The sequence below is a fragment of the Streptomyces sp. YIM 130001 genome, from assembly GCF_003574445.1.
GTDB lineage: Bacteria > Actinomycetota > Actinomycetes > Streptomycetales > Streptomycetaceae > Streptomyces.
Genome location: NZ_KZ984579.1, coordinates 1 through 16,033 on the forward strand (window position 1 = coordinate 1; position 16,033 = coordinate 16,033).

Below are 16,033 nucleotides of genomic sequence, written 5' to 3' on the forward strand. Positions count from 1 at the left end.
GTCGCTTCTGGAGCGTCTTGATCTGCTGCGCGAGTTCCTTGCACTGGGCGATCGCGGAGTCCGCGCGCTGCTCGGCGCGCTCCAGGCGCTTCGCCTCGGCCGGGGTCATGCTCATGCGCCGTCGCCGAGGAGGAATCCACCGCCGGTGACGATGATCTCCGCGATGACCAGCAGGTTGCGGTGGGTGCCGTAGCGGATCTGCAGATCCTGCGAGACGAACGCGCGGCGGGCGCCCTGTCCCTCGTCGACGGTGCCGCGTGCCTCGGGGTCGCGGGCGAGCATGCCGATCGCCTGGTCGACGAGCGCGGCCTGGGCTTCGGTGAGGGCGCGGTACTCGTCTCGGGCCTGGACCGACAGCAGGGCTTCCAGGGCGGGTGAGGGTGCGGCAGCGTTCATGGGGTGCAGTCTCTCAGATGCCGCGAGGCTGGTGTCACGGTCGGCGATCGTCTTCACGTGGTACATGCCGGCCGGCTCGTACAGGCCACCGTGTTTCGCACGTACCCGCTCCGCGGCTTGCTCGGGGAGTGCGCCCACGACCAGTGGGGGAGGGTGGCGACCTGGGGTGGTGAGGGCCGGTACGGTGCGTGACGAGCAGGTATCTGGTCACGCAGTTGCTGTTCATGGGATGCGGCCCTGGGTGAGCTGGTCGAGCTGGGGCCGCATGGACTGCAAGGCCTTGATGACAGCGGCCATACCGTCACGGTGAACCGGCACGTAGCGGTGACGTTGAACTCTCGGGCCGGGATAATGGCGTCGGCTCCACGCTGCTGCCTGCTCTGCGGGGTCTTGGCGCGTCACGCGATCCAGTGGGGCTTGTACGAATCCGTCCCATTATTTACCGAAGGCGACGCTTTCGTCACTCTATGGCAATACAGATCGGTGCAGTGCGACACCTCAGGCGCCGCGGCGGCGCTCTCTATTCTTCGCCGCGTGTCGTCTTCGCCCGTTTCACGGGATCCTGCGGCGTGGTCATCAGGGCGATCACCTGCCCGACGCCTCCTGGTACCGCGGCTTCGGGGGCTTCTGCCCTCCGCCTTCGCCGCGAGGATGTCCTCGCGGGCCTGCGTGTAGGCGCGACTGCTCACAGCTTGACGTCGTTGTTCTGCCCGTCTGCGAGCTCGTTCAAGAGGTCTGCCAGGTTCCCCTTCCGCCGCCCTTCGGCGTAGCGCGCGAGCGTCACGACGAGTTCGAGGAGATGTCGTTCTTCCAGGTTCCGGTCGAGGAGTTGCCCGATGGCCGCAGGGTCGTCGTACGGCAGTACGGAGGAGGTGCGGTCGCCGATGACATCCTCGTTCTCGTCATGGGGACGCTGTGTGAATGGCTCCGTGTCGACAGGCCGGGCAGTGTCGGCCGCGGCATGGCCGGTGGCCACAGTGCCGGCGATGCGGACGAGGGCGTCGCCAATGTGGCTGCGGAGCGTCTCCGCGCGTTCGGCATCGTGGTCGGTCGCACGCTGCACGGCCTGTTTGGTGAGGCGGCGATTGATCGCCTGGAGGTCGCTGAACGCTGCTGCCATGCGGCGCAGGTCGCTGCCGGTGCTGTCGTGGTCCGGGGAACGCGGGGGCGGCGCGCCTGGTCCTGCCGTTGGCTCTCCAATTGGAGAGCTGGCCGTGCTTGAGCTGCTGGAGGGCTGTGAGGTGGCCGTGGCCGGGTGCTCGGGCGCCGCTTGCTTGTTCTCCGGAGTCTTGTCTTCGGGAGCGGCTGCCTCGTCGTGGGGGCCGGTCAGGATTTCTTTGACGAGGCTCTGGATATCGGCAGGTTGGGTGGGCTGGGGGAGGGCAGGGAGTTGCCGGACGACGTGGTGGAGGATCTTCGCGGTCACTTTGCCGGTGCGTGCGACCGTGTCGTAAACGGCGACTGCGGCCTGTTCCCCGAGTTCGGTCAGCTCGCGGACCTGTGACTCGCGTGGCCGCCACCCGAGTTGGGACAGGGACTCGCCGATGGGCCACGCCTTGATGAGGCGGTGCATGTTCGGCTCGGAGATCTCCCAGTTCGTCCAGACGAAGTCGGCGAAGCTGGTGAACCCTTCGTTGCGGTGGAGGTTGCCGCGTGCCATCGTCTCGAGGCTCTTGCCGGCGACCCAGAAGGCGTTCTGCAGGTTGTTCATGCCTGCTTTGCAGGCGGTGAGGGCTTCCTGCTCATGCGGAGCGAGGGCTCCGTCCCCGGAGGGCGATTGCGGAGCGGGGATTGATTCCAGGGTCGTGCCGACGGGTGCCTGTACGACGACGGAGGCCTTTTGTCGGACGGCGGGGATGCCACCGCCGAGCAGGCCGGTGCCGGCTGGCAGCAGCTGTCCCGTATCGGTGTCGTCGTCGAAGCCGGTCATGGAGCTGCCCTTTCGCAGGAGTTGAGGATCTCGAGGTTGAGGCGCCGCATGTCGGCAGCCAGGGACACGATCGATTCCGGGACGACGTCAGCGACGGTCGCCCGGCCGGCGGCGACGTCGTAGCTCTTCGCGCTGGACGCGAGGAGCTCTTCGTACTCGGGGAACAGCAGGCCCTTCTTGCGGGCGTTGCGGGCCGGCTTCTCTCGGTAGCCGACGACCGTCGACAGGATCGGTGTCGACTGCCCGAGCTCCCGGCGTATGTCCTCGTGGACTTCCGTGTGCATCGACGTGGCGGTGGGGTGCGAGGCGTACAGGAACGCTCCCGCCACCCGCAGTTGTGGGTTCACCTGCCGGCGCACGGCCTTGTAGTTGCGAGAGATCCGCCGGATGCCCTTGATCGACGATTCGTCGGAGCGGGTCGGCACCACGAGGTGACGAGAAGCGCCGAGGGCCAGTTGCTCCAGGGAGTCGTTCTCTGGTGCGCTGTCGATGACGATCCGGTCGTACCACGGCGCCAGCGGGGCCAGTGCGTGTGCCAACGACAGCACCACGGACGTGCCTTCGGTCATGATGCGGTGCATGAGTAGGGGGACGAGCTCGCCCACTGCCTCGCCGCCTGGCACCACGTCGAGGTTCGGACGTACTTCGCGGATGGGCGCCAAGGGGAGGCGTTCGCTGATGGACCGGTACAGGCCGCGGCCGTCGAGGACACTCGGGCCCTCCGGGTGAAGCCCCCGGTCGAACTCCGTGATCCCGAGGTCGTCGTCATCCTGGCTCGTGACGCACACGAACAGGGTGCGCATCCCGTCGGCCGCACAGTGGCCAGCAAGGTGCGCGCCGATCGTGCTTTTACCGACCCCGCCCTTCCCCGTGCCGACCATGATGCAGTTCTGCGGTGGCTCACTGGGCTCCACGGCGTCACTCAGCACCGGCCCCTCCTTCCGGTCTACTCAACTCTTCACTCTCCAATTGGAGAGGTTGGGAGCGAGCTTCATCTCTGCGGAATCCTGGCATACGCCCATACCTGCACGAACGGTCAGTCTGGGCTCTCCAATTGGAGAGCCCGAACCGACGCGGCCGAGGGCCAGGGCGAGCGCAAACTCCCTCCAAGAGGCGGCGCCCAGTGGGCGGGGCCGGCGTTACCGGAATCCGGACCGGACAACCACCGCCAGCCGCTGACCCGCCATCGAATCTGCTGACCCACTTGCTGACCCAGAGCCCGAAACCACGGGCCAGGCCGAGCGGACTGCCGTTGGTGTCGCTCGGGTCAGCGGCGCGCAGCCTCCAACAGCCGGAGGGTCTCTTCGGTCTCCGCGTCCATGGAGGCGCCGAGGTCCAGGAGGAGCGCCTCGAGGTCACGGATGGCCTGCTCCAGCTCCTCCTCGGCTCCGAGGAGGGACAGCGCTCGCAGCCGGATCCGCCAGAGACTTTCCACCTCACGTGCGGCCTCCAAGCCGCGCGTTGCCGCCCACAACGCTCCCCTGGGGTCCCGGTCGGCCAGGCGCCGATCGCCGAGTGCGGTCGCGGCGTCCACGATCTTCTCGATCATGTCCTGAGTGAGGTGCTCTGCCCACACGTAGCGACGGGGCGGGACCCCGGCGAACGGGCGGCCGCGTACCAGCTCCAGCGCCTGTCGCAGTAGCCGTTCCACCGGCGCGTCCGGCGCTTCGGCCTCGGACCGTAGGCGCTGGAACTCGTGCCAGTCGCAGTCGACACCGGCGAAGCGCAGCCGCTTGTCCGGCTGGCTGCTGATGTGGGGGAGATAGTGGGCGCCGTCGGGCCGGGTGCCGAGCCAGCGCCGCACGTCGGCGACCCGGGTATTGCGGGTGTCCCGCTGGACGCGGCCGCCCGGAGCGAGGACCTCGTCGATCTGGTGCCGGTCGGCACCCGGGTGGAGAGCGAGCCACGCGGCCAACTCCAGTGCCGTGCCGTGCCGGTTGGAGGCGATGGTTCCCTCGGCGCCGTCGAGATCGACGGGCCCCAGCAGCAGCACCATTGGTGCGGGCGCCGTCTCGTCTCGGTCTGGTTCGGGCCTGCCATCGGTGGCGTCGTGTCCGGCCAGTAGTCCGTCCACCGGTGTCTCGTGTGGTGTTTCGTCTGCGTCGGGCTCGGGGACCCGTGCGCTGACGCGCGGCGGGGTGACGAGTGCCGGCAGCACGGTGTCGGACGCTGATGCCCCTGCCGGTCGGCGGCTGGCAGGTGGGGCGAGCGCACTGTCGGTAGGGCCCGGGGGAGTGGAGTCCGTTGCTTCCTCGAGGAGCTTGCCCGCTGAGTCATCGGCAACAGGCTCGTCGGTCGGCTCGCTGTATGGGGCGAGGGGAGCGGACGCGTGGTCTTCACCGTCCGGCACTTCGACCAGGTCGTCGTCGAGGTCGACGAGTTCAGCCAGAATACTCGGGGGCCGAGGCTCCTCCTTCGGCGCCGGCACGAATGCCACCGACTCCGCCCCACTCTCCTCTGCGTCCTCGGGCAACGCCGTGTCCTCGCGATCGACCGGCGGTCCGAACCGCTTGTCATCCGGGAACGCAGGCCCCGTCACCGTGAAGACCGGGCGTTCAGGCGGCGTCGGCGAGGCTGCGGCGGGAACGTCGGTGGGGGAGTCGGCAGTGAGGGCAAGTTCCATCACGTCCGCGTAGTCGTCGTCCGAGCAGGCGGCCAGGTGGCAGGTCAGCGTCGTAGCCGGCACGGTCACGGACGGGGAGTCGGTGTCGACCTCCCACACGCCTGCCCCGTCACCCGCGAGCGGTCCCATGCCGCTGGTGACGATCGCGACCGCCGAGCGCGGTGTCGCGCCGAGCAGGTCGAGTAGACGCGTCGAAGCCTCGGGGTCCGCACATCCGTCGAGGTCAGCGAGGACCACCATCGGCCACAGTTCACCGACTTCGTCGTCGGGCCGGGCCGCCGCCAGCCCGTCGGGCCCGAGAGCCGCCAACACTTGCTGCTGCTCGTCGTGGTGAGCGGCCACTGCCTGCACCGCGTCGCCCAGCGAACTGTGCAGAGCCACCCGGTCCGGGGCCAGGATCGTCATGCCTGGCGCGGTGTCATCGCCGGCGACCAGCACGTCCATCTCACCGGCGAGCGGCGACAGCGTCAGCGCGATGCCGAGCGTGCGCAGGACCTGCTCACGCAGGCTGCCGGTGAGGTGGATCGCCCCGACTTGCTCGAGGTCGACCAGGACGATGCCGCCGTCGCCGTCCTCGCCCAGCGCGACGAGGGCCGGGAACGGCGGGTCAACGTCCCGTAGTTGGGCCTCGTCCAGCAGTTCGGTGCCGTCGGCTGGGCACCACCACACCTGATGCTGCTCCGGCTCGGCGGTGAACGGCGCTACCGGCGGCAGCGGTTCGGTGAGGTGGAGGCGGGCACCTTCGGCGCCGAGCTGCACGGCCGCCAGCTCCGGGAGCGGCCGCGCGTCCTCGGCGAGCTGCAGGGCAGCCGTGCGCAGAGCAGCGTCCAGGTGCTCGAGCTCGGCGTGAGCATCGATGCTGCGCAGCGCGCGTTCGGTGTGGGCGGTACGGCCTGTCGGCATGGGGATGGAGCGGCCAGGGCGGCGGCGCCGCTGCTGCATGATGCGGCGGCGGGCCAGCATCAGGACGATCGCCCCGGCGAGCACGCCGGCGCCGGCGAGGGCGACGATCCCGGTCGTTGATGAATCCTCGGTCTCGGAAGCGGTGTTGGCGGTGCGGGGGTCGCTGTCCGACTTCTCGGTGCGCGGTGGAGCCGATGCATCCGGGGACTGCGATCCCTCCGGCGGCGCGGTGGCGGGCGGAGAGCTAGCTTCGGGCGTCGCCTCCGCTCGCGGAGGCGACGCATTCTCGGCCGGTGGAGCATCCTCCTCTTCCTCAGGCTCCCCTTCCTCGGCGGCGCTGTCCTTGTCCTGCTCCCCGCTTTCGCCGCCGTCGGATGGCGGCGTCTCAGGGGCCTCGTCTGTGCCGTCGGTGCCGGAGGGGTCTTGGCGTTCGTCAGCGGGGGCGTCCGGGCTGTGCTCGTCGCCGCCGGCGGGTGTGGGGACGACGAGCTTCTCGCCGGGATAGATGAGATCGGGGTCTTCGACGACGTTCTTGTTGGCGTCGGCGATGTCCATGTACCGGGTGGGATCGCCTATTTCGCGGTCGGTGATGTCCCACATCGTGTCGCCCGGCTTCACGACATACGTCTGGTCCGATTCCTGGCTGCTTGCTACGGGCGTCTCCTCGAGGAGCCGCGGGTCCTCGGCGTTCTGCGGGGCCGGCCCACTCTCATGTGCGGCGGCCGGAGTTTTCCCGCTGGTGCGGGCGTCCGCGGGCAGAGTGATGTGGGTCCCCTCGGGTAGGAACTGGTCGCCTGCGGCGAGTTGCGGGACGCCGGGGTTGAGCGCGGCGATGTCCTTCCACCGGGTGCCGTCACCGAGGTACTGCTCGGCGAGGTCCCAGGGCAGTTCCGAGGGGCCGGACACCGTGTGTGTCGGCAACTGCGCCGCTCGGCTGTGGCCCGCAGCAGCAGTGTCCTTGCCGGTCCCGGCAGCGTCGGAGGTGGCGGACTGGCCGACGGTCTGCTCGGCGGTGGCGGCGACGGCCGGTCCGGCGGTCGTGGCGGACGCGGTCGCCGGCGCGAGGAGCACGATCCCGCCGATGAGGAACGAGGCGACGGACTGCATGCCGCCCAGCCCTTTGAGTCGGGGTGCGGAACGGCGGCGGAGCACGGCGACGAGTTCCACTAGCACGGAGAGCGCGAACGCTCCCCATGCCGCCCATCCGATGCACGTCAGGACGACGAGGAACAGCGATCCGTCGTCCTCCTTCAGTACCAGGTCCAGGCCGCCGGACAGTTCCGTCGGCTGATGGCCGACCGCCAGCAGCAGGTAGGGAACTCCGCCGACGAGCGCGGCCAGGACGGCGAGGCCCAGGAGTCCGCGCGCGAGGTTGCCCAGGGTGCGCAGCACGGTGGGGGAGTGTGGGGCCATGGGGTCAGCCTCCGGCTTCGGTCTGCAGGGTGGCCGTGGCGGTGCCGGTCACGGTGATGGTGGCCTTGCCGACGAATTGGGCGAAGGAGGTGTCGTAGGTGTCGGTCACGGTGACGGTGAGGCTCTGCCCGCCGTCGGTGATCTCCGCGTCGCCCTGGACGCCGGCGTTGGCGAGGTAGTCCTGGGCGGCGCCGACGGCGGCGTCCGGGTCGATGGTGATGGCGGTGCCTTCGACGGCCTGGCCGGGGTCGATCTGCTGGCCGGCGGTGCGGGCGGCTTCCTGCGCGAGAGAGGTGGCCCGGTTCGCGGTGTTCAATGTCCCGCCGCCGTCGACGAGGAGGCCCATCACCATCAGGATCGCGACGGACGACAGGGCGAAGAACGTGGACATGGACCCGCGATCCGCCGACAGTTGTGCCCGGAGCCAGGCTTCCGCCCGATGTGTCCTGGTGATCACCCGCGCCCCCGGTAGGTGTCGATCGGGCTCGTCCACGACGCGGTGAGCGTCTTGGCGCCCGGCAGCCCCGGCAGGCCGATATCGGTCAGGTCCGCGGTGCAGTCGATCGTGGCTTCGACGTTGGCGTCCACGCCGAGGTCGAGCGCATAGCCGGAGGTGTCGACGACGACGCTGGAGGTCTGGCAGGTGATGCCTTCGCCCTCGAGACTGCGGTCCGCCGCCGCTTGGGCCTCGGCTTCCGCGGCGCCGGCGTCGCGTTCCAGGGAGGCCGCTCGGGCGGCGGCGCGCGCGGCCGCGTCGACGGCGCCCTCGGCGTCGGTGACCCGCCCGAAAGCGATCATGAGGAGCAGCAGGGCGATCATGACGGGAGCGAGGACGGCCGTCTCCACCGCGTAGGAGCCGCGGTCCGCGTGAAGCGCGGCGGTGCGCCGCCGGAAGACGTTCACGGGGCGGTCCAGCGTTCGACGGGACCGTCGGCGTGCTGGACCACATCGAGGGTCAGTCCGGGCACCAGGGTGGCGACGCTCCCGCGCACGGTGATGCGGACCTCCTGCGCCGTACTCCCCTCGGGAGACACGTTCGCGCCCCGCACACTGCCGCCGAAGCGGTCCAGGAACGTCTGCGCCTGAGCGACGCCGTCACCCGGACCGGAGCCGAACTGCCGTCCATTCTCGACGCCTTGACGGGCGGCGGACTGGGCGACCTTACGCGCGTGGAAATACAGGCCGACCTGGACCGTGGTGAGGATCAGGGCGAGGACGACGACGGCCAGCACCGCGAACTCGACACTCCCGAACCCCCGGTCCGAACACCGCGACCTGCGGTGCAGCCACACGGCGCGTCTCCGCCACGGTTGCAGCCCCACGTCCCCCCTCTCCTTCCCTGCTTCTGTGACGCCAGCGCTGGTTCAGGCGCCGTCGATGATCCCGATCTTCTCCAGGAGCTTTCCTCTGATTGCGCCCACCAGGACTGCGGCCATGAGGAGCACGCCCCCGGTGATGATCGCGAGTTCGGTGGATGCCATACCGGCGTCCTTGGCGGCCTTCAACTGCGCCATGCGCCCCTGCACCAACGTGATCATGGTCTGGATGTCCACGAGCGAACCTTTCAGCTTCCGAGGATGGTGATCGTGACGGGGATCATCACGAACGTGAGCATGAGGATGACTCCGGCGGTCACCGGCAGGACCATCGCGGCACTGGCCGCGTTCGCCTGCGCTTTCGCGTCCGACAAGATGGCGATCCGCAACTGCCGCGCCTGTGCCTGCAGCGTGGTGTAGACGGCCGCGCCGTCCCCGGCGAGCGCCAAAGTGTCGGCGGGGCGGGTGAGTTCGGGGATGTCGAGTTCGTGCCCGAGGCGGCTCAGGGCGTCCCAGACGGTGACCCCGGACAGGTCCGCTTCGTGGAACACCTGCCGCATCCGCACGAAGATGAACCCGTCACCGACCTCCGCGGTCTCGGTCAAGGCCTGCGCGGCACCGGAGTTCGCGATCCGAGCGAGCGCCACCCGATCGAGGTAGGAGGCCACGGCATGCCGTACGACGAGTCGTGCGGCGGCCGCATCCCGGGCGACGTCCTGGCCGGGCCAGAACCAGAACAGCACCGCCAGCGCCAGCGACACCACGACCGGTACCGCGAACGGGAACGGCGCACCGGCCAGCGCCGACAACGCCTGCAGCAGCTGCGGGAACAGCAGCCCGTACAGGGCGAACAGGAACCGCTTGCCGAGGTGCGCGGCAGGGCTGATACCGAGCAGGTCCAGGTCCCTAACCGGCAGGGTGATGCGGTGACCGATCTCGGACAGCAGCCGTGAACCGACGCGTTCCTGGAACCCGCCCTCCGCGACCGGGCTCGCACCGGGCCGGGAGAGGCTGGCGCCCGTGGTGCCGGCGTCCAGATGGTCCAGGACAGTGGTCAGGTCACGACGGGCCGGCAGCGCCGCCCATACCGCCAGGCCGATCAGCAACCCGGCGACAGCAGCCGGCACAACGGCTTCGACAGGAACGGCGATCATCGGGCGGCTCCCAGGGCAGTGCGGGTACCGGCCGGCAGCGGGTCGATCAGCCGGGGATCGGGCCGGGTACGGGCGATACGCCGCAGCCACATCAACGTCCAGCCGAACAGGCCGCCGAGGACGGCCAGAACGATCTGCCCGACCGGTGACTGGTACCAGCCGGACCACGCCTCGTTGAGCATGCAGCCCATCACCACCACGCAGATCACGACCGACACCATGCGCGACGACTTACGGACCTTGGCCCGGTCCGCCTCCACATCACGCGCATCCGCGGCCTGCTGGTGAATGGTCGCCGCCATCGCCTCGAGTGCCGCCGACAGCCCCGGCCCCTTGTACACGGCGTGGCTCTGGAACAGCAGCACCACATGGTCGCTGACACCGTCCGCGAGTTCGTCCGCGAACACCGCGAACGCGTCGCTGGCGTCCATGTCCGAACGCAGCCGCCTGCCGAGTCCGCGCACGTTCACCGAGATCGGAGCCGGGGCCGCCTTCGCCGACGCCTGGATCGTCTGCGGCAGACTGACACCGGCCTGATGGACGCCCGCCAGGTGGTTGAGCCATTGCGCGAGCGCTTCCAGCCGCTCGATGCGCTGCGCCGCAGCGGTCCCGGGATTGAGGATGAACGGCAGCGCCAGCACGGCGGATCCGGCGAGGAGACCGTGCACCGGCCACCCCGTCCACAGCCACACGCCCAGCGTGACCAGGCCCGCCGCGGCGACCATGTGCCGCCACCGGCGCTGCCATTGCTCCGGCAGCTCCGCACGGGCCCGCGCCAGCCGCCCCGACAACCGGGACGCCGGCGCCGACGGGTCTACCACGCGCCCCCGGGACTCCCGTGCGACGGCCACACAGGCCACCACCACCAACACAGCGCAGCAGGCAGCCACCAGAGCGAGTTGAGACGTCGTCATCGGCCCCCCACCGTCTGCATCGGACCGAGCCACGCCCCGAACGGGTTGTCGGCGAGCCACTGCCGGTTGAACAACCCGGTGCGCTCCAGGTCGTCGACGAAGGACGGCATGTGCCGGAACACGGCACGCGGTTCGCCGCGCTGCGGGCAGAACAACTCGGTCGTGACCGGGCGCCCGCCCTCACCGACGACGTCGTGGACCTCGTGGATGTGCGAGACGTACCGGTGCTTGCGGCCCCCGAGCGCGGTCTCATCCAGGTAACCGAGGTAGACGATCACGTCGATCGACGAGGCGATCAGGTGGTGCGCGGCCTCGGTGGCCATACCGGCATCCGTGCACAGCTCCACCAGCCGGCTGATGATGGCGTGCGGCCTGCGCACATGCAGCGTGCACATCGACCCCGACCCGCCCGCGGACATGGCCTGCAGCATCGGCTTGATCTCCTTGCTGCGCACTTCACCCACGATCACGCGGGTCGCGTTGTACCGCAGGGCCGTGGCGAACATGTCGGAGAGCGTGACTTCGCCGGCGCGCTCGCCGGCACGGACCTCGCCGTTGGACTGCCGTGCCTCGAACGCGAACGTGACCGGCCCGGGCTTGGGGCCGGGCTCGTCGAGGTACAGCTCGCGGTCGGACTCCAGGGTGACCAGCCGCTCGGAGGAGGGGATCTCCCGGCCCAGACTCCGCAGCAGCGATGTCTTGCCGGCGCCCATGTCCCCCACGACCAGCATGTTCATCCGGGCGTGCACGCACGACGTCAAAAACCGCTCCAGTATCAGGTTCAACGACCCCCACTCCACGAGTTCGTTGATGCCGGTGTTGCGGATGCGGTGCTTGCGGATGATGACCGACGGACGGCTGGTGAGCAGCGATGCCGTCACCCGGGACCCGTCCGGCATACGGAAGCCGACCATCGGGGTGGCCTGGGTCAGGGCGCGCTCACCGTGACCGGACAGCCGGGACATCCGGTTGACCCACGCGACGAGTTCCTCGTGGCTGTCGGCGACCCGCTCGATCGTGCGCCGCGGCCGGTCGTAGTACTCCACGTGGGCGCGCAGCCCGTCGACCATCACGTCCTCGACACCGTCCTCGTCGAGGAGAGTCTGCAGCCGGCCGCCGCGGAACATGCTGTCGAAGACCGCTGTCGCGATCGCGATCTCCTGATCCGCGGTCAACGGCCGGTTGCCCTGCGCATACAGCGCCGCCCAGTCGGCGACCGCATTGCGGGCCAACGACCGTGCCAAGGCCCGCCGGTCCGGATCCTCGTACAGCTTGTCCGGGTCCTGGGCACTCAACTGCTTGGACACCGCGGCCTGGATGTCCTCGATCACGTCCCACCCGACCGGGATCTCACCGGGCATACCCGCCAGTCGCGGAGCCGGCACTGCCGACGGGCCGGGCGCCGCAGGGGCAACGGGCCTCGACGGCGGGGGAGTAGCGGGCACCGCGGGCGGCTGGTCGGTGCGCGGGCGCTGCCCGATCCGGCCCGCGAGGAGACCAGCGATGTCGACGGGACGGCTCGTGCCATTGGCGCCGGTATGACTCTCAGCCACGTGCGCCGCCCTTCTTGCTCAACTGGTTCAGGAAGCCCGCCAGGTACGGAGTCGTCGGCCGCGGCGGGTACTGCTGCTGGACCTGACGCCGCGCCGTGAACGCCTCGACCTGCTCGGTCGCGGTGCGGGCACTGCGCATCAACGCCCCACGGGTGAACCCGCGCGGCGGCCGTCCCCCAGACGCGAAATACGAGGCCGCCGCCTCATCGCCCGGCAGCGACGCCAACACCGGCGCCTTCAGCGCCTCGGTGACCTGATGCGCGCGATGCGGGCCGTCCCCGATCAGGAGCAGCCCCAGCGCATCCGCACCGGACCCCCGCTCGGCCAGCTCGGTACGCAGCGGATCGATCACGTGGCGGGCCAGGGTGAGGGACTGCTCCGTGCCGCGCACCACGAGCAGCACCAGGTCGGCCTGTTGCACCACAGCAGCCGGCGTCAGTGTGCCGTGCAGACGGCCCTCCTCGAGCGCGATCCGGCCGGCATCGACGTAGATGTCGTACCCGGCCTCGTCCGCGAGGACATGCAGCACGTCCGACAGCACCGGCCAGGTCCGGCTCAGCGCGCCGGCCTGGGCCGGATCGGTCAACCCGGGCAGCAGCTTGCGCTGCCCCTCCAAGTCCATGGACCACAGGTGGTGCGCGAAGGCGTTGGCGAGCGCATCGTGCCCCGTCCGCTCCGCAGCAGCCAGGTAGTACAACCCGAAGCCGGCGCCGACCTGCCCCTCCAGGAACCCGGCGCGCACGGTCCCGCCCGCCGGGTCGCACTCGGCCAACAGGGAGGGACGCTTCGACGCCAACGTCAGGGCGAGTGCGCTGGTGGTGACGCCGCACGACTTCGCGGACACAAGAGCGGTGACGGGCACGACTACTGCCCCCGCGGTTCACGCACGAGGGCGATACGGCCCTGCGCTGCCAACGTCGCCAACTGCGGCCCGTTCCCGTCCCCGACGGCGAGATTCACAACCACAGTGCCGGAAGCGTCGGGACGGGACACAGTCACCACCGACGCCTCGAACGGCGTCGTCTGGTCATCCCCGCCGTCCTGCCGGGACGAGGACGCCCCCTGGCCCTGAGCGGGTGTGGTGACCGCGAGTACAGCGTCGCCCGGCGCGAGTGTCCCGGCCGGAGCTTGGCCGCGCTTGATCTGGACACCGACCTGCTGCTCGTCATCGCCCAGGCCCGTTCCGGACGCCAACTGCGACTCGATCAGCAGCCCGCCCTTACGCAGATCGACCGCCGGACGCTTCCCGACCATCGACGCCTTCCGGTCCGCCGGCACCGGCGCCAGCGCAGAGTCCGCAGACACCTCCGCGGTGACCAGGTCTGCATCCGTCAGCGCCCGCCCGGCCGGAACATCCCGCGCGATAGCCAGCACTCGCGTGCGGTCGCTCGCCGAGGTGACGGCCGCTGCCGCGCCGAGGCCGGCCACGACGGCCAGCACCACGCACAGCGCGACTACCGACCAGCGGCGCTGAGTTCGGGCCGGCGCAGGGGTGGTGATGGGAACGTCAGGGCGCGTGGGTGCAGCCGGGCGTGGCACCGGCGGCGCGGCGGGGGAATCCATGCTGAATTGCCTCTCGGGGGTTGGACAGGTGCTAGTTGAGGACCTGGACCTCAGCGACGTTGATGTCCACGGCGTTGTCACGGACCTCGGTCAACTCACCGGCTTCGCCACTGCCCGTGACCTGCCAGTCGATCGACCAGGTGGACGTCGCCGTGACATGGAACTTCCCGGACGCGGTCGAAGACGACGGCTGCTCGTACCGGTGCCCGCAGTCAGGCGACGGCTTCTTCCCGTACGCGGTCTTGTAGGGCGTGCCGGCCGTGGTGCACGTGACCGTCTTGCCGTCACCCATGTCCCAGTCGATCCTCGAGACCTTCGCGGTCGCCGTCACGGTGACACCGCCCGCGGAAGCGGTCGCGACGTTCGGCCCGTACGTCTCCGGCCCCGTGTCGGTCCACAGATAGACCGGCATACCGACCACACCCTTGCCACCCGGCTTCGGTGTGATCCCGATGTCAGCGCCCCGCAACAGCATCTTGTCGACGGCCTGTTGAGCCAACTGCGCCGGGTCAACTTCCTCCTCGGGCGCTCCAGCCGCCCAGAACGCGGTCGGCGGGGGCACACCGATCTGCCCTGTGGCGTACATCGCAGGGCAGACACGGTTATAGATCGCTCCATCGCCGGGCTTGTGCCCATCCCATACGTCACTGCCGGCGGGAGGCTGAGGGTCGGCTTTTAGCACCGCGCACGGCGGCGGAGCCGCCTTTCCCCTCCCTTTAGCCTTGCTCGGCTTTCCAGGTTGAGCGGCTTTCTCGGGGGGAGCTGCTTCTTCCTCGGCGTCACACACGATGAACGTGTCTTGCGCGTTGCAGCCGCCCCCTTCAGGGGGAGCGGCTTGAGCGGAGCCGACGGGCACCGTCAGGGACAGACAGAGAGCGGCTGACAGCGAGCCGACTGTGGTCAGCAGGCGCGCTGGTGCGGCGTGACGCGCAGAATCATCCACTTCTTTCCCCACTTCTCCGCCTTCACCGTCGTCTCATAGCGCTTGAGTTGCGCATCGGGCAGCGGCACGTTCTTGCCGCTTTCTCGGTACACGCGAGTCCATTTGGCGGTGTCCAGGCAGTCCTTGACGTCTGCGCGCGGGACCTCGCGGGTCATGTCGATGCGCGTCACCGATGCATCGCTGCTCGGCTGCCCTTTGGCGACGACACCGCGGTCACGCATTCCCATCAGGTCGCTTTCGGCGCGGGCGAGGGCGTCGAGCGTTGCGTACTTCTTGAGCTTCGTGCCCTTGCTGGTGCCTTGCTGGTATGCCCTTGCCTGCTCGACCCACATCGCCTCGTACGCGTCCAGGACCGCCTTCTTGTCGGCCGCGTTCGGGTCGCTGCTCTTCGACGGCTCCGCCGGGGCCGCGGATGCTGACTTGGTGGGTGGCTTCGAAGATTTGTCGTCCTGCCCGGAGTCCTCGTTGCTGCATGAAGTGAGCGCCGCGACGGCGCTGCAGACGGCTGCCAGGCTGATGACCTGAGCCTGGATGCGACGGCGGCGAAGACCACCGTGATGATTCGTGTGGTGACGCCACATGGTGTGCCTCTCGGGGGTTGGGCAGGTGCTATTCGCGGATCTGGACCGGGGTGACTTTCCTGTCGGTGTCTGCCTTGGACGCGTCATTCGCGTGGGATCCTGCGTCGGCTGCGAGGCCGTGTCGGCGTCGTCCGATCGAGGTGTGAGGTCAGCACTTGACCTCCTAGTTCTTCTCCTCGAGAACCATCCACCCGTACTTCGGCCACTTCTCGGCCGTGACAACGGTGATGTACCGGAGGAAGCGGCCTTCGGGCAGGTCGGCTTCCTTCTTCGTCTTGCGATCCAGGAGCTTCCAGTCCGACACATCGGAGCAGAACTTCGCCGTGGCCTTGGGAACCGTGCGGTCGAGGTCGAACGACGCATTTTCCAGCTCCGCTCTGGGGGTGCCCGACGTGCTCTGTCCGGCCTTCTGCAGGACCCGCATCTGGCCCTGTGTCGTGGCGAACGCGACGCCGGTGGCGTAGAGATTCACCTTCGTGCCCTTGGTGCTTGCCTTGCCGTAAGCCTTCGCGAGCTCCTCCTGGTACGCGTCGTACCTCGCCGAAAGCTCGCGCTTGGCTGTGTCTTCCGGGCTCGTGGGCGTCGGCGAAGCCTGGGGCTTCGTCGCCTGTGGGGTCTTGGAGGGGGCTTCCTTCGAATCTGCGGAGTTGCCTAGGTCGTTGCTGCAGCCGGCGATGAGGAACACCGTGCATGAGGCTGCGGCCATAGCCGTTGCTCGACGTGTTTGCAGGTCTCGTTTGCGAA

At 69.3% G+C, this 16,033-nt stretch carries 16 protein-coding genes; all 16 read right to left on the reverse strand.

The features are described 5' to 3' along the window. Positions 1 to 111 precede the first annotated feature (111 nt). Positions 112 to 396, reverse strand: a complete 285-nt coding sequence (locus DSC45_RS34280; RefSeq protein ID WP_162929426.1) for a hypothetical protein — start codon at positions 394 to 396, stop codon at positions 112 to 114. Positions 397 to 1,081: 685 nt separating this feature from the next. Beyond that, positions 1,082 to 2,326: a hypothetical protein gene (locus DSC45_RS34285; protein WP_205571493.1), complete on the reverse strand. Its 1,245-nt coding sequence runs from the start codon at positions 2,324 to 2,326 to the stop codon at positions 1,082 to 1,084. Further along, the gene (locus DSC45_RS34290; RefSeq protein ID WP_119295957.1) at positions 2,323 to 3,255 is read right to left on the reverse strand and encodes a ParA family protein; all 933 of its coding nucleotides are present in this window, start codon (positions 3,253 to 3,255) and stop codon (positions 2,323 to 2,325) included. The genes DSC45_RS34285 and DSC45_RS34290 overlap by 4 nt, the downstream gene beginning before the upstream one ends. 338 nt (positions 3,256 to 3,593) lie before the next feature. Further along, on the reverse strand, positions 3,594 to 7,265 hold the full coding sequence (locus DSC45_RS34295) for a LysM peptidoglycan-binding domain-containing protein (RefSeq protein ID WP_162929427.1): 3,672 nt from the start codon (positions 7,263 to 7,265) through the stop codon (positions 3,594 to 3,596). Positions 7,266 to 7,269: 4 nt separating this feature from the next. Further along, on the reverse strand, positions 7,270 to 7,656 hold the full coding sequence (locus DSC45_RS34305; RefSeq protein WP_119295959.1) for a pilus assembly protein TadG-related protein: 387 nt from the start codon (positions 7,654 to 7,656) through the stop codon (positions 7,270 to 7,272). 62 nt (positions 7,657 to 7,718) lie between these two features. Next, positions 7,719 to 8,168: a TadE family protein gene (locus DSC45_RS34310; RefSeq protein ID WP_119295960.1), complete on the reverse strand. Its 450-nt coding sequence runs from the start codon at positions 8,166 to 8,168 to the stop codon at positions 7,719 to 7,721. Then, complete coding sequence (locus DSC45_RS34315) at positions 8,165 to 8,587, reverse strand: TadE/TadG family type IV pilus assembly protein (protein WP_240435008.1); 423 nt, start codon at positions 8,585 to 8,587, stop codon at positions 8,165 to 8,167. Before DSC45_RS34315 ends, DSC45_RS34310 begins: the two co-directional genes overlap by 4 nt. A 42-nt stretch (positions 8,588 to 8,629) precedes the next feature. Then, positions 8,630 to 8,818: a hypothetical protein gene (locus tag DSC45_RS34320; RefSeq protein ID WP_119295961.1), complete on the reverse strand. Its 189-nt coding sequence runs from the start codon at positions 8,816 to 8,818 to the stop codon at positions 8,630 to 8,632. Between the two features lie 11 nt (positions 8,819 to 8,829). Continuing rightward, positions 8,830 to 9,735: a type II secretion system F family protein gene (locus tag DSC45_RS34325; RefSeq protein ID WP_119295962.1), complete on the reverse strand. Its 906-nt coding sequence runs from the start codon at positions 9,733 to 9,735 to the stop codon at positions 8,830 to 8,832. Beyond that, entirely contained in the window at positions 9,732 to 10,649 is a 918-nt protein-coding gene (locus DSC45_RS34330) for a type II secretion system F family protein (protein ID WP_119295963.1), read from the reverse strand. Before DSC45_RS34330 ends, DSC45_RS34325 begins: the two co-directional genes overlap by 4 nt. After that, positions 10,646 to 12,010 (reverse strand): TadA family conjugal transfer-associated ATPase, encoded by a 1,365-nt coding sequence (locus DSC45_RS34335; protein WP_119295964.1) that lies wholly within the window; start codon positions 12,008 to 12,010, stop codon positions 10,646 to 10,648. The genes DSC45_RS34330 and DSC45_RS34335 overlap by 4 nt, the downstream gene beginning before the upstream one ends. Positions 12,011 to 12,194: 184 nt before the next feature. Beyond that, on the reverse strand, positions 12,195 to 13,064 hold the full coding sequence (locus DSC45_RS34340; protein WP_119295965.1) for a P-loop NTPase family protein: 870 nt from the start codon (positions 13,062 to 13,064) through the stop codon (positions 12,195 to 12,197). A 2-nt stretch (positions 13,065 to 13,066) separates the two neighbouring features. After that, entirely contained in the window at positions 13,067 to 13,765 is a 699-nt protein-coding gene (locus DSC45_RS34345) for an SAF domain-containing protein (RefSeq protein ID WP_119295966.1), read from the reverse strand. A gap of 31 nt (positions 13,766 to 13,796) precedes the next feature. Beyond that, positions 13,797 to 14,351 (reverse strand): ATP/GTP-binding protein, encoded by a 555-nt coding sequence (locus tag DSC45_RS34350; RefSeq protein WP_240435009.1) that lies wholly within the window; start codon positions 14,349 to 14,351, stop codon positions 13,797 to 13,799. A 314-nt stretch (positions 14,352 to 14,665) separates the two neighbouring features. Next, a complete protein-coding gene (locus DSC45_RS34355) occupies positions 14,666 to 15,289 on the reverse strand; it encodes a hypothetical protein (RefSeq protein ID WP_119295968.1) in 624 nt (207 codons plus the stop codon). Between the two features lie 163 nt (positions 15,290 to 15,452). Continuing rightward, positions 15,453 to 15,974, reverse strand: a complete 522-nt coding sequence (locus tag DSC45_RS34360) for a hypothetical protein (RefSeq protein ID WP_162929428.1) — start codon at positions 15,972 to 15,974, stop codon at positions 15,453 to 15,455. Positions 15,975 to 16,033 lie beyond the last annotated feature (59 nt).